Genomic DNA, 17,626 nt, shown 5'->3' on the forward strand with positions numbered 1-17,626 from the left:
CAGAGCACCCGTACACCAGAACACCCGTACGCCAGAACAACGAGAGGCGAGAGCCGATGCCGCTGCTGGAGCCGAAGCCGGAAGCCCTGCGTCCTGGGGCCCGTCCGTCGGGCCCCGCGCCCGACCGGGTCGCGGACGGCCAGGCGGGCGGCACCCCCGAGCCGCTGCGCTCGGAGCTGGCGCGACTGCTCGGCGCGGAGAAGGTCCTCACCAAGATCTCGGACCTGGTGCGCTACGCCTCGGACGCGAGCCCCTACCGGTTCGTGCCCCAGGTCGTGGTCGTCGCCGAGGACATCGACGACGTGTCGGCCGTCCTGTCGTACGCGCACGGCAAGGGCCGCGAGGTCGTCTTCCGCGCCGCGGGCACCTCGCTGAACGGACAGGCGCAGGGCGAGGACATCCTGGTCGACGTCCGTAAGTTCTGGTCGGGCGTCGAGGTCATCGGTGACGGCTCCCGGGCACGCATCGGCCCCGGCACCACCGTCGTACGGGCCAACGCCACGCTGGCCCGGCACGGCCGCGTGCTCGGCCCGGACCCCGCGAGCGCCATCGCCTGCACCCTCGGCGGCGTCGTCGCGAACAACGCCTCGGGCATGACGGCCGGCACCACCCGGAACTCGTACCGGACGCTCGCCTCGCTCACCTTCGTCCTGCCGTCCGGGACGGTCGTGGACACCGCCGATCCGGCGGCCGACGCGGAGCTCGCGCAAGCCGAACCGGAGTTGTGCGACGGCCTGCTGGCCATCAAGCGGGAGATCGAGGCGGACGCGGAGCTGACGCGTCGGATCCGCGCCAAGTACGAGATCAAGAACACGAACGGGTACCGCCTCGACGCCTTCCTCGACGGCGGAACACCGGTCGAGATCCTGCGGGGCCTGATGGTCGGCTCGGAGGGCACCTTCGGGTTCATCTCCGAGGTCGTCTTCGACACGCTCCCGCTGGACCGGCGCGTCTCGACGGCGCTGCTCTTCTTCCCCTCGCTGCCCGCGGCGGCCGCCGCGGTGCCCGCCTTCAACGAGGCGGGGGCGCTGGCCGTGGAGCTGATGGACGGCAACACGCTGCGGGCGTCGGTCAGCGTGCAGGGCGTACCGCAGGACTGGGCCGAGCTGCCCAGGGAGACCACCGCGCTCCTGGTGGAGTTCCGGGCGCCCGACGAGGAGCGCCAAACCGCCTGTGAGGCGGCGGCCGCCAAGGCCCTCGAAGGGCTCGAACTCGTCACGCCCGTCGCCTCGGTGACGAACGTCTTCACGCGCGACCCGAAGACGATCGGGGGGTACTGGAAGGCCCGCAAGGCGTTCGTGACCGCGGTCGGCGGCGCGCGTCCCTCGGGCACGACGCTCATCACCGAGGACTTCGCGGTGCCGCCGTCGCGGCTCGCGGAGGCCTGTGAGGCCCTGCTGGAGTTGCAGACGCGGCACGGTTTCGACGCCGCGGTGGCCGGCCATGCCGCGCACGGCAATCTGCACTTCCTGCTCGCCTTCGACGCGGCGCTGCCGGCCGACGTGGACCGGTACGCGGCGTTCATGGACGAGTTCTGCCGTCTGACAGTGGAGCGGTTCGACGGCTCCCTGAAGGCCGAGCACGCCACGGGCCGCAACATCGCGCCCTTCCTGGAGCTCGAATGGGGGCCCCGGGCCACGGAGTTGATGTGGCGTACCAAGCAGATCATCGACCCGGACGGCGTCCTCGCGCCCCGTATCGTCCTCGATCGTGACCCCAAGGCCCATCTGCGCGGCCTCAAGACGATCCCCAAGGTGGAGCTGATCGCCGACCCGTGCATCGAATGCGGGTTCTGCGAGGACACCTGCCCGAGCGAGGACGTGACGACCACACCACGTCAACGGATCGTCCTGCGCCGCGAGATGATGCGTCAGTCGCCGGGCTCGCCGGTCGAGGACGCCTTGATCGACGCCTACGGGTACGACGCGGTGGACACCTGCGCCGGGGACTCCACCTGCAAACTGGCCTGCCCGGTCGGGATCGACACCGGTGCCTTCATGAAGGGGTTCCGGCACGCGCGTCACTCGCCGCGCGAGGAGAGGATCGCCGCGCTGACCGCCAAGAACTTCAAGGCCGTGGAGGCGTCCGCGCGGCTCGCCGTGGCGGCCGCCGACAAGATCGGCGACCGGCTGCTCACGGCGGTGACGAAGACCGCCCGCCGCGCGGTCCGCCCGGACCTGGTTCCCGAGTGGCTCCCCGAGATCCCGGCCGCCGCCGCGCGGAAGCTGCCCCGCACCGCGCGCGCCGGTGCCGCCGCCGTGTACTACCCGGCCTGTGTGAACCGCATCTTCGGCACGCCGGGCGAGGTGTCACTCCCCCAGGCCGTCGTCGCGGTCTCCGCGCGTGCGGGCCGGCCGGTGTGGATCCCGTCGGACGTCGCGGGCACGTGCTGCGCCACGATCTGGCACTCCAAGGGCTACGACGAGGGCAACACCGTCATGGCGAACCGCATCGTCGAAGCGGCCTGGGGCTGGACCGCGGGCGGCCGACTTCCGCTCGTCGTCGACGCGTCGTCCTGCACGCTCGGCATCGCGCACGAAGTGGTCCCGTATCTCACGGAAGACAACCGGCAGTTGCACGCGGAACTCGACATCGTCGACTCGCTCGTATGGGCGGCCGAGGAGTTGCTGCCGCGTCTCACGATCGAGCGCACGATCGGCTCGGCCGTGCTGCACCCCACGTGTTCCATGGAGCACCTCGGTGACGTGGCCCAGCTGAAGGCGGTCGCCGAGGCCTGCGCGGACGAGGTGGTGATCCCGGACGACGCGGGCTGCTGTGCCTTCGCGGGCGACCGCGGCATGCTCCACAAGGAGTTGACCGAGACCGCGACCCGTAAGGAGGCCGCCGAGGTGACCTCCCGCGCCTACGACGCCCATCTGTCGGCGAACCGGATGTGCGAAGTGGGTATGGACCACGCGACCGGCCGCTCGTACCACTCGGCCCTGGTGGAGCTGGAACGGGCGACACGTCCGGCGCACCGCTCCTGAACCCGGGCACCGCTCCTGCACCGCGGCTCTGCGGGCCGTCCCCGGCCCCGGCCCCGGCCTTGCCCGTCGGCCGGTCACCTCGGCCGTCAAGGCCCCGCGTCACGCCTTGAGCTCGGCCTTGTCCCCCATGACGACGACCGGGTGCTGCTGCGGGTCGAGGGTCTTGAGCAGGTACTCCATGTTCGCCTTCGACTGGCTCACGCAGGCCGACGTCCCGCTGCCGTGGTCCATGTGCAGCCAGATACTGCCGCCCTTGGTCTGGCCCTGCGGGCGGGTCGGGTCGTTGGGCGGGGTGCCCTTGACGCGGTTGTAGTCGATGGCGACGACGTAGTCGAAGTCGTGCCAGTGTGACTTGGCCCAGTAGTGCGGGGCCTGGATCGACGCCGTCTGGGTGTAGGGCAGCTTCGCGCCCGGGTCGGCGAGGACGCCGCCCGCGTCGCTGAGGGTGAACACCCCCACCGGGCTGCGCTTGTCGTTCTCCTTGTGCTGGGTCGTCCAGCCCTTCTTGCCGTTGTGCCCGGACCAGGACCGCTCCTTCTTCCAGGTGTCACCGGCCTTGGTGTACAGGGCGATCGTCGAGTCCGCGGAGTCCTTGCCGGCGCCGTACACGGCGACGACCTGCCGCGCGTTCGCCGGGATCTGCTTCTGGTAGCGGTCGCCGACCTCGGGGATGCGCTTGAGGTCGGCGGCGCGTGCCTCGTCGCCGCGCGCGTCGCCCGCGGAGTTCTGTCCGCCCGTCGCACTCTTGCCGCCGCCGTCGGACCCGCACGCCGCCAGCGTCGTCAGTAGAACCCCACACGCCGCCACCGCGACACCCGCTCGAACCGCTCCCGCATTACGCATGCGCTCCATGGTCGCACCAGGCTCCGTGGTCTCAGATGGCGGGCCGGGGCCGCCGTCGATCGGGGCCGAAACTTTGCTCGGCACCGGAAAACCGTTTGCCTCCGGTCACTGTGAGACGCGAACCTTTCACGGTTTGTTCCATCCCCGCCGATTCCGGCGGTCCGGCCGGCCCCGGCTCCCGCTTCCTGTCCTCCTCCGTCTCTTCCGTCACCTCTTCTCTCCTGCTCCGGTGCACCGTTCTCCGCATCCCCCATCGAGCTCTGGGACGTCATGCAGATCTCCGACCTTCCGTACCCCGATCCGGGCGTGCCCGACGCGCGCTCCGGCCCCCGGTTCCTGCTCTGGCTCGGCCGCAACCAGCTCGGCGGCCAGCTCAGGTCCCTTGCCTGGGGTCTGCTCCACTTCACGTCCGTCGCCGGCCTCCCGTACGGCGTCGGGTACGCCGTGCAGGCCGTCGTCGACGGTTCCGGTGCCCGTCTCGCCGCGGCGGGCGGGCTCATCGTGCTGCTCGGCACCGCCATCGCCCTCGGTGACACGATGCTGCACCGCACGGCGGTGACGAACTGGATCACCGCCGCCGCCCGCGTCCAGCAGTTGCTGGCGCGCCGGGCCGCGGCGCTGGGCGCCGCACTGACCCGGCGGGTCGCCGCGGGCGAGGTCGTCGCCGTGTCCACCGGTGACGTGGAGAAGATCGGGTGGTTCGTCGAGGCGCTCTCCCGCTTCGCCGCGGCCGCCCTCACCGTCGTCCTGGTCAGCGTCGGCCTGGTGGTCTACCAGCCCGCCCTCGGGGTCGTCGTCGCGCTCGGCATGCCGGTGCTCGCCCTCGCGGTGCTGCCGCTGCTGCCGCGTGCCACCCGGCGCGCGGACCACCAGCGCGAGAAGGCCGGCCGGGCCACCGAACTCGCCTCGGACACCGTCGCCGGACTGCGTGTCCTGCGCGGCATCGGCGGCGAGGAACTCTTCCTCGATCGTTACCGCCGCGCCTCGCAGGAGGTTCGGCAGGCCGCCGTGCGCAGCGCCCGCATGTGGTCGCTGATCTCCTCGGTCCAGGTGCTCCTCCCGGGTCTGCTGCTGATCGTGGTCGTCTGGTACGGCGTCCATCTCGCGCGCGAGGGCCGCATCACCGTCGGTGAACTCGTGACGGTGTACAGCGCCGTGATGATGCTGAACTACCCGCTGCGGCACTTCGAGGAGATCGCCATGGTGTACTCCTTCTCCCGTCCCTCGGCGCAGCGTGCGGCGCGGGTGCTGGCTCTGGAGCGTGTCATCGAGCCGTCCGGCGGAGTGCGCGAGGGGTCCGCCCCGTCCGGGGACCTGTACGACCCGCAGACGGGTCTGCTCGCGCCGGCCGGCCGGCTGACCGCCGTGGTCTGCGGCGACCCCGATCTCGCGGGCCGCCTCGCCGACCGGCTCGGTGGCCACGCGACCGTCGACGGCGCCGACCGGGACGGCGGGAGCACGACGCCGTCCGCACTGCTGGGCGGGGTGCCGCTCGACGAACTGCCGCTCGACGTGGCGCGCACGGCGGTGCTCGTCCAGGACAAGGACCCGGTACTGCTCTCCGGCACGCTGAGCGAACTCCTCGACGTGCCGTCCGCCGGATCCGTCCGGCCGGACCAGGCGCTGGCGGCGGCGCAGTGCTCGGACGTCCTGGACGCCCTCGCCCAGGCGTCCCTGGACGAGGACCCCCTGCACGCCCGGATCACCGAACGCGGCCGGTCCCTCTCCGGCGGCCAGCGCCAGCGGCTGGCCCTGGCCCGCTCCCTGGTCACCGACCCGGAGGTGCTGGTCCTCGACGAGCCGACGTCCGCCGTCGACTCGCACACCGAGGCCCGCATCGCCCAGGGCGTACGCACCCTGCGGCGAGGCCGTACGACGGTGGTCCTCAGCTCGTCGCCGCTGCTGCTCGACCGCGCCGACCGCGTCGTGTTCGTGCACGAGGGCGAGGTGGCCGCGGTGGGGGTCCACCGCGAACTGGTGCGCACGGAGCCCCGGTACCGCGCTGTGGTCACGCGCGAGACCGACGAGGAAACGGCCGCCGTCCCCGCCGGTTCCGGGCCGCTTCCCGCGTCCGGCTCCGGCCGCGCGTCCGACATCCAGATCGCGATCGACATCGAGGAGACAGCATGATCGGCGTAGCGCCTCCGGCCTACGATCCGGCGGCTCCCACCACGGCGAACACCTTGCCGGTGGGTGCCCCGGCCACGGTCCGCGCCTATGTGGTGGAGCTGTACCGGCGGCACCGGCGCGCCTTCCTGCTGCTCATCGGCGTGAACACGGTCGCCGTGGTCGCCTCGATGGCCGGCCCGTACTTGCTGGGCGACGTCATCCAGGGCGTCGCGGACGGCAGCGACGGCGCCGGTTCGCTGCGCGACCTGCACCTGGAGCGCACCGTCGGGCTCTTCGCGCTGGCTCTGGTGATCCAGGCGCTCTTCGTCCGGCAGGTGCGGCTGCGCGGGGCGATGCTCGGCGAACGCATGCTGGCCGACCTGCGGGAGGACTTCCTGGTGCGGTCCGTGGGCCTGCCGCCGGGCGTCCTGGAACGGGCCGGCACCGGAGACCTGCTGTCCCGGATCACCACCGACGTCGACCGCCTGGCGAACGCGATGCGCGAGGCCGTGCCCCAGTTGTCGATCGGCGTGGTGTGGGCGGCTCTGCTCATCGGCGGCCTCGCCGTCACCGCGCCGCCCCTGGCCCCGGCGATCCTCGTCGCGGTCCCGGTGCTGGTGCTCGGCTGCCGCTGGTACTTCCGGCGGGCCCCCGCGGCCTACCGCTCGGAGGCCGCCGGGTACGCGGCCGTGGCCGCGGCGCTCGCGGAGACCGTGGACGCCGGGCGCACCATCGAGGCGCACCGGCTCGGCGACCGGCGCGTGGAGCTGTCCGAGCGCCGCGTCAAGGAGTGGACGGCCTGGGAGCGCTACACCCTGTACCTGCGCTCGGTCCTCTTCCCGGTGATCAACGCCGTGCACACCCTGGTCCTGCTCTCCGTCCTGCTGATCGGCGGGGTCTTCGTCCTGCGGGGCTGGATCGGAGTGGGCCAGCTGACCACGGGCGCGCTCATCGCGCAGATGCTCGTGGAACCGATCGGACTGATCCTGCGCTGGTACGACGAGCTCCAGGTCGCCCAGGTCTCCCTGGCCCGGCTGGTGGGCGTCCGCGACATCGGGCCGGACGCCGGCGACGCCGCCGTGCGGCCCGACGGCCGTGACGTCCAGGCCGACCGGGTGCACTTCGGCTACCGCGAGGGCGTCGACGTGCTGCGCGAGGTGACCCTCGATGTCGCTCCCGGCACCCGCCTGGCCCTGGTCGGGCCGTCCGGCGCGGGCAAGTCGACGCTGGGCAGGCTGCTCGCCGGGATCTACGCACCCCGTCGCGGGCAGGTCACGCTCGGCGGCGCGCAGCTCTCCCGGATGCGGGCCGAGCGGGTCCGGGCCCATGTCGCCCTGGTCAACCAGGAGCACCACGTCTTCGTGGGTTCGCTGCGCGACAATCTGCGGCTGGCCAGGACGGAGGCCGAGGACAGCGAGCTGTGGGCGGCCCTCGGCGCGGTCGACGCCGACGGCTGGGCGCGCGGTCTGTCCGACGGCCTCGACACGGAGGTCGGCTCGGGCGGCGTGGGGCTCACTCCGGCGCAGGCGCAGCAGATCGCGCTGGCCCGCCTGGTCCTGGCCGATCCGCACACGCTGGTCCTGGACGAGGCGACGTCGCTGCTCGACCCGCGCGCGGCCCGCAACCTGGAACGTTCGCTGGCCCGGGTCCTCGACGGCCGCACCGTCGTCGCCATCGCGCACCGGCTGCACACCGCCCACGACGCGGACGTCATCGCCGTGGTCGAGAACGGCCGGATCCGGGAGCTGGGCAGCCATGAGGAGCTGGTCGCGGCGGACGGGGCGTACGCGGCCCTGTGGCGCTCCTGGCACGGGTAGCCCTGGGTGCGGGCGGGGCGCGGCCGGGCTCAGATGAAGTTGAGCGCGGCCGCGCACCCCACGCCGCCGAGCAGCATGAAGACCGGCATGAGCACCTTCAGCTCGATCCAGCTGCCGGCCCGGAACCGCATCCCCTTGGGCGGTCCGATCGGGTACCAGCGCTTGCGGCCGACCGGAATGGGCCACAGGATCGGGCAACCCGAGACGGTCAGCGCATCCCCGATGTCGTGCACCAGCGCGCCGAGCACGATGGGCAGCCCCAGCCAGAGGTACTCCTGGCCGGGGTCGGTGAAGAGCCAGTCCGCTCCGTTGCCCGGCTTGTCCAGGACTCCGGCGAGGATCCAGGCGCTGGTCGCCGCGAGCAGCCAGACCAGGACGTCGCTGCTGGAGCCCCGTGCGGCCCGCCAGAGCAGCCCTTCGATGGCGAGCACCATGTGCACGAACAGGATGCCGAGGACCGTCCAGCGGCCGCCGGTGATCGCCGCCACCGACGCGCCCGCACCTATCAGGACCGCCCACAGCCACGTATGGGTGAGGGTGCGGTGGCCGCCGGAGCGGCGCGGGTCGCCCTGTTTGCGGGTGGCTTTGTAGACGGCGTACGAGAGTTTGTCGACGATGCCGCAGATCGCTTTGGAGATCGGTCCGAAGGCGCGTGAGATGGTCGCCGACTTGTGGTCCAGGTCGGGGGCGAGCGCGGCTCCCGCGCAGATCAGCGCTCCGACGAGGAGCACCGGCCAGGGCATCGGGTGACCGGTGGCGGCCGCGGCCGCGCCCACTCCCAGCCAGGCCGCCGCTCCGGACAGCGAGTGTGCCGGTCCCATCATGGTGGTGTTCCGCCCCGTTCCTCTGGTGCCGACGCCCAGTCGCCCCCGTCGGGTGGGGCGCGTCCTGACGCCCCGTCGGCGACTCAGGGTAACGTTCGTGATCTTCGTACGGGCATCCGATTCCCGGATCGGGACGGAAGCCAGGCAAGATGGTGACGTGACCCTTATCGATCAGCTCCCGAAGACCGCCGACCCGGACGCCCTCTATGACGCCTTCGAGTCGTGGGTCGTGGAGCGCGGCCTGACCCTCTATCCGCACCAGGAGGAGGCGCTGATCGAGGCGGTGTCGGGGGCGAACGTGATCGTCTCGACACCCACCGGGTCCGGTAAGAGCATGATCGCGGCCGGTGCGCACTTCGCGGCGCTCGCCCGTGACGAGGTCACCTTCTACACGGCGCCCATCAAGGCGCTGGTCTCCGAGAAGTTCTTCGAGCTGTGCAAGCTGTTCGGTACGGAGAACGTCGGCATGCTGACCGGAGACGCCTCCGTGAACGCGGACGCGCCCGTCATCTGCTGCACCGCCGAGGTCCTGGCGTCGATCGCGCTGCGGGACGGCGCGCGGGCCGACATCGGTCAGGTCGTCATGGACGAGTTCCACTTCTACGCGGAGGCCGACCGCGGCTGGGCCTGGCAGATCCCGCTGCTCGAACTGCCGCAGGCCCAGTTCGTCCTGATGTCGGCGACGCTCGGCGACGTCGCCATGTTCGAGAAGGACCTCACGCGCCGCACCGGCCGGCCGACCTCGGTGGTGCGCTCCGCGACGCGCCCGGTGCCCCTCTCCTACGAGTACCGGCTCAGCCCGCTCACGGAGACTTTGACCGAGCTGCTGGAGACCCGGCAGGCACCGGTCTACATCGTGCACTTCACGCAGGCGCAGGCGGTCGAGCGCGCGCAGGCGCTGATGAGCATCAACATGTGTACGCGCGAGGAGAAGGACAAGATCGCTGAGCTGATCGGGAACTTCCGCTTCACCACCAAGTTCGGCCAGAACCTCTCCCGTTACGTACGGCACGGCATCGGCGTCCACCACGCCGGCATGCTGCCCAAGTACCGCCGCCTGGTCGAGAAGCTCGCCCAGGCGGGCCTGTTGAAGGTCATCTGCGGCACCGACACGCTCGGCGTGGGTGTCAACGTCCCCATCCGCACCGTGTTGTTCACCGCCCTGACCAAGTACGACGGCACCCGTGTCCGCACGCTGCGCGCGCGTGAGTTCCACCAGATCGCGGGCCGCGCCGGGCGGGCCGGCTTCGACACGGCCGGCTTCGTCGTGGCCCAGGCGCCGGAGCACGTGGTGGAGAACGAGAAGGCACTCGCGAAGGCAGGCGACGACCCGAAGAAGCGCCGCAAGGTGGTCCGCAAGAAGGCGCCGGAGGGATTCGTCGGCTGGACGGAGAGCACGTTCGAAAAGCTCATCGCCTCCGATCCGGAGCCGCTGACCTCCCGCTTCCGCGTCACCCACACGATGCTGCTGTCGGTCATCGCCCGCCCCGGGAACGCCTTCGAGGCGATGCGCACGCTGCTGGAGGACAATCACGAGCCGCGCAGGGCGCAGCTGCGGCACATCCGCCGCGCCATCGCGATCTACCGCTCGCTGCTCGACGGCGGCATCGTCGAGAGGCTGGACCAGCCGGACCCGACGGGCCGCATCGTGCGTCTCACCGTCGACCTGCAGCAGGACTTCGCGCTGAACCAGCCGCTGTCGACGTTCGCCCTCGCCTCCTTCGACCTGCTCGACCAGGAGTCCCCGTCGTACGCGCTCGACATGGTGTCGGTCGTGGAGTCCACGCTCGACGACCCGCGGCAGATCCTGCACGCCCAGCAGAACAAGGCGCGCGGAGAGGCCGTCGCCCTCATGAAGGCGGACGGGGTCGAGTACGAGGAGCGCATGGAGCGCCTCCAGGACATCTCCTACCCCAAGCCGCTGGAGGAGCTGCTCTTCCACGCGTACAACACGTACCGGACGAGCCACCCGTGGGTCGGCGACCACCCGCTGTCGCCGAAGTCCGTCATCCGCGACATGTACGAACGGGCGATGACCTTCACGGAGTTCGTCTCGTTCTACGAGCTGGCCCGCGTCGAGGGCATCGTCCTGAGGTACCTGGCCAGTGCGTACAAGACGCTCGACCACACCGTCCCCGACGACCTCAAGTCGGAGGACCTGCAGGATCTGATCGCATGGCTCGGAGAGATGGTGCGCCAGGTCGACTCCAGCCTGCTGGACGAGTGGGAGCAGCTCGCCAACCCCGAGGTGATGTCCGCGGAGGAGGCGCAGGAGAAGGCCGATCAGGTCAAGCCGGTCACGGCGAACTCCCGGGCCTTCCGGGTGCTCGTCCGCAACGCCATGTTCCGCCGCGTCGAACTCGCGGCCCTCGACCACGTCGAGGAGCTGGGCGAGATGGACGGCGGGTCGGGCTGGGACGCGGACGCCTGGGGCGAGGCCATGGATGCGTACTGGGACGAGTACGAGGGCCTCGGAACAGGCCCCGACGCGCGCGGCCCCAAGCTCCTCATGATCGAGGAGGACCCCGAGCACGGCCTGTGGAAGGTCCGGCAGACGTTCGCCGACCCGAACGGGGACCACGACTGGGGCATCAGCGCCGAAGTCGACCTCGCGGCCTCCGACGCCGAAGGCCGTGCCGTCGTCCGTGTCACGGACGTCGGCCAGTTGTAGATCCCGGACCGTGGGGACGCTCGCGTCCTCCCGCGTCCACGCGCCGGAGCACCCCGGCCGCACACACGAGAGAGAACCACGCATGACGAATCCTGCGGAGCGGCTCGTCGACCTGCTCGACCTGGAGCAGATCGAGGTCAACATCTTCCGCGGACGCAGCCCGGAGGAGTCCCTGCAGCGGGTCTTCGGCGGGCAGGTCGCCGGCCAGGCACTGGTCGCGGCGGGCCGCACCACGGAGGGCGACCGGCCGGTGCACTCGCTGCACGCGTACTTCCTGCGCCCGGGCCGTCCGGGCGTGCCCATCGTGTACCAGGTCGAACGGGTCCGCGACGGCCGCTCGTTCACCACGCGCCGGGTCACCGGCGTGCAGCAGGGTCGCACGATCTTCAATCTCACCGCCTCCTTTCACAAGCCCGAGGAAGGGGCTTTCGCACATCAGTTGCCGCCGGCCCGCGAGGTGCCGGACCCGGAGTCGCTGCCGACCATCGCCGACGAGATCAGGGGCCATCTCGGCGCCCTGCCCGAGGCGCTGGAGCGCATGGCGCGCCGCCAGCCCTTCGACATCCGGTATGTCGACGGGCTGCGCTGGACCCCCGAGGAGGTCGAGTCCGCCGAACCGCGCAGCGCCGTGTGGATGCGCGCCGTGGGTCCGCTGGGCGACGACCCGCTCGTGCACACCTGCGCGCTGACCTACGCGAGTGACATGACACTGCTCGACGCGGTACGTCTGCCGGTCGAGCCGCTGTGGGGCCCCCGCGGCTTCGACATGGCCTCGCTCGACCACGCCATGTGGTTCCACCGTCCCTTCCGTGCCGATGAGTGGTTCCTGTACGACCAGGAGTCGCCGATCGCCACCGGCGGCCGGGGTCTCGCCCGCGGCCGCATCTACGACGTCGAAGGGCGGCTGCTGGTCTCCGTGGTGCAGGAGGGTCTGTTCCGAAAGCTCCAGGGGTGACGGGCCCGGCGGACGACGTCGGCGTCCTGCTCGCGCAAGCCGTGCGGCTGCGGGAGACGGGCCACCGGGAGGAGGCGCGTGCACGCCTCCTCGTGCTCCGCGACCGGTTCCCCGACGACGCACAGGTCGCGTACCAGACCGCCTGGGTGCACGACACGCTCGGTCTGGAGGCCGAGGCCGTGCCGCACTACGTCGACGCGCTGGCCGGCCACGGGCTCGGTGCGGACGACCGCAAGGGGGCGCTGCTCGGTCTCGGCAGTACCTACCGCACGCTGGGCCGCTACGCGGATGCCGTGGCGACGCTGAGCGAGGCGACCGCGGCGTTCCCCGCCGACAACGCCCTCAAGACGTTCCTGGCGATGGCGCTGTACAACGTGGGCCGGGCGCACGACGGGATGCGGTTGCTCCTCACGGTGGTGACCGAGACCAGTGCCGACCCGGACATCGTGGGGTACCGGAGCGCGATCGAGCACTACGCCCAGGATCTGGACGCCGTCGAAGGCACTGCGTAGCCCGGTCATCGGCGCGTCACCGGCTGCGTCACCCTTCAGCCCCGTCTGCCCAGCAGCCGCCGCCACAGCCGGGGAGCCGGCTCGTCGGCCTCGGGCCGAGGTTCGGGTGCGGGTGGTCCCGGTAGCTGTGGTCCAGGCGTGTGACGTTCCGAGACGGGTGGTCCGAGCGTGTCCCGATCGGCTGGCTCCTCCCCCGTGGGCCGCGGGGCCGGCCGCAGGGCCCGCGCTTCCGCCAGGCTGAGCAGCAGGTTCGCCCGCAGCCAGCTGATCTCGTTCGGGTCGTCGGCGGTCAGGATGCGCTCGACGATCCGGGCCGTCGGCGAGTCGGGTACTCCGTACCAGGACTCCTCGGGGCGCAGTTGCCGCAAGTAGGCCCGCTCGTAGGGGTTCTCGACCAGGTCGACGAGCTGGGTCGGGTCCAGGAGCGTCGCCATCGCCGCGGCCCGCTCCCAGGAGTCGCCGCACTGCCCCAACAGGTAGCCCGCGTGCCGGGCCCGCCACCTGCGCGGCCGGAGGTCCTCACCGGCCGACAGCCGGGCCCGCATCTTGTCCGGTGCGCGGCCGGTCAGCAGCGGCGCATGGAGCTCGAACTCCGCGAACTCCCGCAGTTCCTCGGCGAGGTACAGCCACACCACGGCCCGATACCGGTTCAGATAGAACTTGGCCGGGATCAGCAGGCCCGCGCGGGCAAGCCGGGTGAAGCGGGTCGGCGGGATGCCCATGAGGTGGGCCCCCTCGGCGGTTCCGACCACCTTGACCTGCCGGCGCAGTGCCTCCGGAAAGTTCTCGTGCTCGCGGATCCGCTCGATCTCCTCCTGGGGGACGCGGCGCCGTCCGCCGTCCGGCGCGGCGACCGTCCGGATGTGGCCGAGGCGTACCGCGAGGTCGAACTCGCCTCGCTTCAGGCCCAGTTCGCGCGCTGCGCTGCCCTGCGGCCTGGTCATGATGGAGCTGTGCACGATGGTTCTCCCCCGTCGGTCGATCACTCGCGGTCACGCTCTGTGACCGCTCGGGGAAAACCGTAGCCCGCATCGACGGACCCCGTCGGGGCCTGTGGATAACTCCGCCGCGCCCGCTCTGAGGTCTCGCGTCAGTGCAGCTCAGGGTCGATGAACGGGGTACGGTCGGGCTGCCGGGCATCCACGGCCAAGTGCTCCCCGACCCGGTTCACGAGCAGTGTCATCTCGTACGCGACCTGACCGATGTCGGCTTCGGCGGAGCTGAGGACGCACAGGCAGCTGCCGTCGCCGGCGGCGGTGACGAAGAGCACCGCGTCGTCGAACTCGATCATCGTCTGGCGCACGTTCCCGGCGCCGAAGTGGCGGCCCGAACCCTTGGCGAGGCTGTGGAGCCCGGAGGAGACCGCGGCGAGATGTTCGGCGTCCTCGCGGCGCAGGCCGGTACTGGCTCCGGTCACCAGACCGTCGTTGGACAGCACCAGAGCGTGCTGCACATGTTCGACACGCTGGGTCAGATCGTCCAGCAGCCACCCGAGTCCCGTGTTCTGCGCCATGTCCCTGTCTCCCCGCTTCCTCTGGCTCCCCGTGCCCCGGTGGGGACCGCTCCCCTGACCGGAGGATCTCTTTCGCCAGCCTTCCCCACGGCCGACCTCCGGGCAAGCAGGATGGGCGCATGGCACACAAGATGACCGATGAGGAATGGCACGCCTTCGTCTCCGAGGGCACCCGCACCGCCAAGCTGTCCACCGTGCGGGCCGACGGCAGCCCGCACATCGCTCCCGTCTGGTTCGTCCTGGACGGCGACGACATCGTCTTCAACACCGGTAAGAACACGGTCAAAGGCCGCAATCTGGCCCGGGACGGGCGGGTCGCCCTGTGCGTCGACGACGAGCGCCCGCCCTTCTCCTTCGTGACGGTCCAGGGCCGCGCGGAACTCAGCGAAGATCCGGCCGCGTTGCTGGATTCGGCCACCCGGATCGGCGGCCGGTACATGGGCGAGGACCGCGCGGAGGAATTCGGCCGGCGCAATGCCGTGCCCGGGGAGCTGGTAGTCCGGGTCCGGGTCGAGAAGGTCGTGGCCATGGGGGACGTCGCGGACTGAGCCGGCCGCGCCCAGCCCATGCCGCGGCCGGGCAGGTCGGCCTGGCCAACCAGCCGGGTCGCGGCGGGCCCGCAGTCTCCTCCGGTCCGGGAGCGGGCCGGTCGAGCGGTGCTCACCCGGCCCGGGTCCCGCTCTCCTCCGTGCACTGCGCAATCATGGAGCACATGAGCGATGACCCCACACGCGTGCAGGAGTTCTTCGCGGCCCGCGCCGCCGGCTGGGACTCCCGCTTCCCCGACGACGGCCCGGCCTACGCGGCGGCGGTCGCCGCGCTGGGGTTGCGCCCCGGCGGCCGGGTGCTCGACGCGGGGTGCGGCACCGGCCGGGCCCTGCCGCCGCTGCGGGCGGCCGTCGGACCCTCGGGCGTGGTGCTCGGCGCCGATCTGACCGCGGCCATGCTGGAAGCCGCCGTGGCGGCCGGGCGGGACCGTGCGGGGCAGTTGCTCCACACCGACGTGGGGCGGCTGCCGCTGCGTCCGGGAGTGCTGGACGCGGTGTTCGGCGCGGGCCTGATCTCGCATCTGCCGCGACCGGCGGAGAATCTGCGCGAGTTGGCGCGTACGGTGCGGCCCGGCGGCCGGCTCGCGCTCTTCCACCCGATCGGGCGGCGGGCCCTCGCCGCACGCCACGGACGCCGGCTCACCCCCGAGGATCTGCGCGCCGAGCCCAACCTGCGCCCGTTGCTGGCCGGTTCGGGCTGGCGTCTGACTTCGTACGTGGACGAGGACACGCGCTTCCTGGCGCTGGCGGTGCGTGAGGAGTGAACCGCGACCGTGCCGGACGGACGGGGTGCGGCTCCGTGGGGCCGGTTATCCCCGGACGGCGGCGGCGAAGGCGTCCGGGTTGTCGAACATGACGTTGTGCCCGGCGTCCGGCACTTCGACCACCTGGACACCCGCCGCCGACAGCGCGTCCTTGCCGTGCAGTTCACCGCTGCGCAGACCCTGAAGGTAGACCCGCTCCACCTTCAGGCCCTCCAGCATCCTCCGCATGGTGGGCTCCGTGCCGCGTACCAGGCCGACCGCGCTGCGGTGCAGCGCGCGCGGGTCGGCGAGGCGCATGGTGGCGGCCCACAGCGGGTCGACCTGCTCCAGCACGCGCGCGTGGCCGCCTCCTGTGACGTAAGCGTCCTCTTCGTAGCTCGCGATGCCGCTGCTGGCTGCGGTGCGCGGCGGCCGCGGGTCCAGGTTCCCTTCCGTGACGACGAGTCGTGAGACGAGATCGGGGCGCCGGTACGCGAGGACGATAGCCACCGCGCCGCCCATGCTGTGCCCGACGATCTCCGCGTCGCGCACCTCTGCCGCGTCGAGCGCCACGGCCAGCGCGTCGGCGTGCTCCTCCAGGGTGTACCCGAAGGCGGCGGGACGGTCACTGATGCCATGTCCGGGCAGATCCACGAACAGCGAGCGGCGACCGGCCAGTTCGGGACGGGCGGCGATGTGCGCGTGGTACATGGTCGAGGCCGAACCCAGCCCGTGGACGTAGACCCGCGCGGGCTCCTCTCCAAGAGCCTCCGTCCACCGGACCTGACTCCCCTGTGCGTCGAACCTGGCTTGCCGCATGGCGTCCTCCTTGTGCGCACTCCCATCCTGCTCCACTTCGGAACACTACATCGGCTCCGTAGTACTACGTCAACGATGTACCACGTGGATGACCTACCAGCTTCTCGTGGGTCACAATGGGGGCATGCTGGAGCTGGCCGTCCTCGGATTCCTCTACGACACCCCGCTGCACGGCTATGAGCTGCGCAAGCGCATCACCGCGCTGACCGGACATGTCCGCCCGGTGGCCGAGAGCACCCTCTATCCGGCGATCAAGCGCCTGGAGAAGGCGGGACTGCTGGCCCGCGAGACCCAGCCAGGGGCCGCCGCGGCACCCCGCCACGTCCTGAGCCTCACCGACCGGGGCCGCGAGGAGCTGCGCCGCAGACTGCGCGAGCCGGCCCGGCCCGACATCACCGACGAGAACCGGTGGTTCACCGTCCTCGCGTTTCTGCGGCATCTGGAGGACCCCGGGGAACAGGCCGACGTACTGCACCGTCGGCTCGACTTCCTGGAGGAACCGGCGAGCTTCTTCTACGAAGGAGACCATCCGCTGCGCGCGGAGGAACTGACGGACCCCTTCCGCCGCGGCATTCTCACCGTCGCGCGCGCCACGAGCCGCGCCGAACTCGCCTGGCTCCGCTCCACACTCGACGACCTGGACCCGGACCGTCACTGACCCGCGCCGGGACAGCGCCACCCCGGCCCACTTCTGCCACCATGGGCGGCAATCTCCTGAGGTATGGGGTCAGTTGGCGGGGTCGTCGGAGGTCCGGAGCCACCAGCGAGGGGGCGGGGGGCGCGCATGCTCGACCGAGTTCGGAAGTCATGGAGCAGCGGGCGCAAGAAGTTCGTGGAGCGCCTGCACGACGGAGACTCCGCGCGCGCGAGTCTCCGGTCCGGTGCCGCCCGGCAACGCCCGCACAACCTGTTCGAGGCGGCAGCCGCCTACGTGGCGGCCGGTATCGAGGACGACCAGGAGCGGGTCGACGAAGCCGCGGGCTGGGTGGAGCCGAGCGCGCTGGTCTTCGGCGTCGACGAACTGGCGCGCCGAGCCGTCATCGTTCTCGCACAGGAGCGGGACGAGTCGCCCCGGGTCGTGGCCAGACGCCTCCTCGGCCTGCCCGCCGCCTGACGCCCGGGCGTGCGGCGCGCCGAGCGGCTCCCGTACGCGGCGTCGTGAAGCTCGGACACCCGGCCCGACACCGGAGCCACACGCGGCGCACACAGGAAGTCGACATGCCGCCACCGTCGGCGCGCGTGGCCGGGGCGACCATGGATTTTCCTGGTCATCGCCCCTGTACGA

15 protein-coding genes are annotated in these 17,626 nt (G+C 71.5%); 10 read left to right on the plus strand and 5 right to left on the minus strand.

What is annotated here, in order from left to right; all coding sequences use genetic code 11:
• The first annotated feature begins 56 nt into the window (after positions 1-56).
• Positions 57-2,987 carry an FAD-binding and (Fe-S)-binding domain-containing protein gene (locus ABZY33_RS05550; protein WP_356490168.1) on the plus strand — a complete coding sequence of 977 codons (2,931 nt, stop codon included), beginning with the start codon at positions 57-59 and terminating at the stop codon, positions 2,985-2,987.
• Positions 2,988-3,086: 99 nt separating this feature from the next.
• Here ABZY33_RS05550 and ABZY33_RS05555 read toward each other — a convergent pair whose 3' ends face one another.
• The gene (locus tag ABZY33_RS05555; protein WP_356490169.1) at positions 3,087-3,830 is read right to left on the minus strand and encodes a hypothetical protein; all 744 of its coding nucleotides are present in this window, start codon (positions 3,828-3,830) and stop codon (positions 3,087-3,089) included.
• A 270-nt stretch (positions 3,831-4,100) separates the two neighbouring features.
• Between ABZY33_RS05555 and ABZY33_RS05560 the strand changes: the two genes are divergently transcribed.
• On the plus strand, positions 4,101-5,960 hold the full coding sequence (locus ABZY33_RS05560) for an ABC transporter ATP-binding protein (protein ID WP_356490170.1): 1,860 nt from the start codon (positions 4,101-4,103) through the stop codon (positions 5,958-5,960).
• Positions 5,957-7,756 (plus strand): ABC transporter ATP-binding protein, encoded by a 1,800-nt coding sequence (locus tag ABZY33_RS05565; protein ID WP_356490171.1) that lies wholly within the window; start codon positions 5,957-5,959, stop codon positions 7,754-7,756. The genes ABZY33_RS05560 and ABZY33_RS05565 overlap by 4 nt, the downstream gene beginning before the upstream one ends.
• 29 nt (positions 7,757-7,785) lie before the next feature.
• On the opposite strand, the gene ABZY33_RS05570 is transcribed toward ABZY33_RS05565, so the two are convergent.
• Positions 7,786-8,580, minus strand: a complete 795-nt coding sequence (locus ABZY33_RS05570; protein ID WP_356490172.1) for a metal-dependent hydrolase — start codon at positions 8,578-8,580, stop codon at positions 7,786-7,788.
• A gap of 97 nt (positions 8,581-8,677) precedes the next feature.
• Between ABZY33_RS05570 and ABZY33_RS05575 the strand changes: the two genes are divergently transcribed.
• The 3 genes from ABZY33_RS05575 to ABZY33_RS05585 all read left to right on the plus strand — a co-directional run bounded on the left by ABZY33_RS05575 (position 8,678) and on the right by ABZY33_RS05585 (position 12,718).
• Positions 8,678-11,251, plus strand: a complete 2,574-nt coding sequence (locus ABZY33_RS05575) for a DUF3516 domain-containing protein (RefSeq protein ID WP_356490173.1) — start codon at positions 8,678-8,680, stop codon at positions 11,249-11,251.
• An 82-nt stretch (positions 11,252-11,333) separates the two neighbouring features.
• Positions 11,334-12,206, plus strand: a complete 873-nt coding sequence (locus ABZY33_RS05580; RefSeq protein WP_356490174.1) for an acyl-CoA thioesterase II — start codon at positions 11,334-11,336, stop codon at positions 12,204-12,206.
• Positions 12,203-12,718, plus strand: a complete 516-nt coding sequence (locus ABZY33_RS05585) for a tetratricopeptide repeat protein (protein ID WP_356490175.1) — start codon at positions 12,203-12,205, stop codon at positions 12,716-12,718. Before ABZY33_RS05580 ends, ABZY33_RS05585 begins: the two co-directional genes overlap by 4 nt.
• Positions 12,719-12,753: 35 nt before the next feature.
• On the opposite strand, the gene ABZY33_RS05590 is transcribed toward ABZY33_RS05585, so the two are convergent.
• Both ABZY33_RS05590 and ABZY33_RS05595 read right to left on the minus strand, forming a co-directional pair.
• Complete coding sequence (locus ABZY33_RS05590) at positions 12,754-13,662, minus strand: DUF6397 family protein (RefSeq protein WP_356490176.1); 909 nt, start codon at positions 13,660-13,662, stop codon at positions 12,754-12,756.
• Positions 13,663-13,808: 146 nt separating this feature from the next.
• Positions 13,809-14,231, minus strand: a complete 423-nt coding sequence (locus tag ABZY33_RS05595; protein WP_356490177.1) for a roadblock/LC7 domain-containing protein — start codon at positions 14,229-14,231, stop codon at positions 13,809-13,811.
• A 119-nt stretch (positions 14,232-14,350) separates the two neighbouring features.
• Between ABZY33_RS05595 and ABZY33_RS05600 the strand changes: the two genes are divergently transcribed.
• Entirely contained in the window at positions 14,351-14,779 is a 429-nt protein-coding gene (locus ABZY33_RS05600; RefSeq protein ID WP_356490178.1) for a PPOX class F420-dependent oxidoreductase, read from the plus strand.
• Positions 14,780-14,943: 164 nt separating this feature from the next.
• The gene (locus ABZY33_RS05605; protein WP_356490179.1) at positions 14,944-15,543 is read left to right on the plus strand and encodes a methyltransferase domain-containing protein; all 600 of its coding nucleotides are present in this window, start codon (positions 14,944-14,946) and stop codon (positions 15,541-15,543) included.
• A gap of 45 nt (positions 15,544-15,588) precedes the next feature.
• Here ABZY33_RS05605 and ABZY33_RS05610 read toward each other — a convergent pair whose 3' ends face one another.
• Positions 15,589-16,341 (minus strand): alpha/beta hydrolase, encoded by a 753-nt coding sequence (locus tag ABZY33_RS05610; RefSeq protein ID WP_356490180.1) that lies wholly within the window; start codon positions 16,339-16,341, stop codon positions 15,589-15,591.
• A gap of 124 nt (positions 16,342-16,465) precedes the next feature.
• On the opposite strand from ABZY33_RS05610, the gene ABZY33_RS05615 reads away from it, so the two are divergent.
• On the plus strand, positions 16,466-16,999 hold the full coding sequence (locus tag ABZY33_RS05615) for a PadR family transcriptional regulator (protein ID WP_356490181.1): 534 nt from the start codon (positions 16,466-16,468) through the stop codon (positions 16,997-16,999).
• A gap of 126 nt (positions 17,000-17,125) precedes the next feature.
• Entirely contained in the window at positions 17,126-17,455 is a 330-nt protein-coding gene (locus tag ABZY33_RS05620; protein WP_356490182.1) for a hypothetical protein, read from the plus strand.
• Positions 17,456-17,626 lie beyond the last annotated feature (171 nt).

This window comes from Streptomyces sp. NPDC006552, from assembly GCF_040611655.1.
Classification (GTDB): Bacteria; Actinomycetota; Actinomycetes; order Streptomycetales; family Streptomycetaceae; genus Streptomyces.

Excerpts from the sequence above, each read along its gene's own strand:
- ABZY33_RS05550 (WP_356490168.1), top strand. The coding sequence starts at position 57 with ATGCCGCTGCTGGAGCCGAAGCCGGAAGCCCTGCGTCCTGGGGCCCGT.
- ABZY33_RS05555 (WP_356490169.1), bottom strand. The coding sequence starts at position 3,830 with ATGCGTAATGCGGGAGCGGTTCGAGCGGGTGTCGCGGTGGCGGCGTGT.
- ABZY33_RS05560 (WP_356490170.1), top strand. The coding sequence starts at position 4,101 with ATGCAGATCTCCGACCTTCCGTACCCCGATCCGGGCGTGCCCGACGCG.
- ABZY33_RS05565 (WP_356490171.1), top strand. The coding sequence starts at position 5,957 with ATGATCGGCGTAGCGCCTCCGGCCTACGATCCGGCGGCTCCCACCACG.
- ABZY33_RS05570 (WP_356490172.1), bottom strand. The coding sequence starts at position 8,580 with ATGATGGGACCGGCACACTCGCTGTCCGGAGCGGCGGCCTGGCTGGGA.
- ABZY33_RS05580 (WP_356490174.1), top strand. The coding sequence starts at position 11,334 with ATGACGAATCCTGCGGAGCGGCTCGTCGACCTGCTCGACCTGGAGCAG.
- ABZY33_RS05590 (WP_356490176.1), bottom strand. The coding sequence starts at position 13,662 with ATGACCAGGCCGCAGGGCAGCGCAGCGCGCGAACTGGGCCTGAAGCGA.
- ABZY33_RS05595 (WP_356490177.1), bottom strand. The coding sequence starts at position 14,231 with ATGGCGCAGAACACGGGACTCGGGTGGCTGCTGGACGATCTGACCCAG.
- ABZY33_RS05600 (WP_356490178.1), top strand. The coding sequence starts at position 14,351 with ATGGCACACAAGATGACCGATGAGGAATGGCACGCCTTCGTCTCCGAG.
- ABZY33_RS05605 (WP_356490179.1), top strand. The coding sequence starts at position 14,944 with ATGAGCGATGACCCCACACGCGTGCAGGAGTTCTTCGCGGCCCGCGCC.
- ABZY33_RS05610 (WP_356490180.1), bottom strand. The coding sequence starts at position 16,341 with ATGCGGCAAGCCAGGTTCGACGCACAGGGGAGTCAGGTCCGGTGGACG.
- ABZY33_RS05615 (WP_356490181.1), top strand. The coding sequence starts at position 16,466 with ATGCTGGAGCTGGCCGTCCTCGGATTCCTCTACGACACCCCGCTGCAC.
- ABZY33_RS05620 (WP_356490182.1), top strand. The coding sequence starts at position 17,126 with ATGCTCGACCGAGTTCGGAAGTCATGGAGCAGCGGGCGCAAGAAGTTC.